We start from the raw sequence: 217 nt of genomic DNA, 5'->3' as shown, positions 1-217 counted from the left end.
CACGCAGGCGACCCGGCGTACGGCGGCGGTGGGCTCACCGAGCACCAGACCGACCCGGTCCCACTCCTCGGCCCAGGAGGGCGGATACCGGCGCTCCAGGACCGCCACCACGTCGGCGACGGTCGGTGCGGCTGCGGTTGTGCTCACGGCCGGTCAGCTTACCGGCGCGCACGGGTCGCCACGGCCTCGCCCGCCGCCCGTGTCCCGGTGATCCCCC

1 protein-coding gene is annotated in these 217 nt (G+C 76.5%); it reads right to left on the bottom strand.

Annotation, left to right across the window (positions count from 1 at the left end; translation table 11 throughout):
• A partial coding sequence (locus ACSNN7_RS29185) for a Nif3-like dinuclear metal center hexameric protein (RefSeq protein ID WP_436684242.1) occupies positions 1 to 111 on the bottom strand: 111 nt, incomplete at its 3' end.
• Positions 112 to 217 lie beyond the last annotated feature (106 nt).

This window comes from Micromonospora sp. URMC 105 (assembly GCF_051386295.1).
GTDB lineage: Bacteria > Actinomycetota > Actinomycetes > Mycobacteriales > Micromonosporaceae > Micromonospora.
This window is presented reverse-complemented; position numbering and strand designations above follow the sequence as displayed.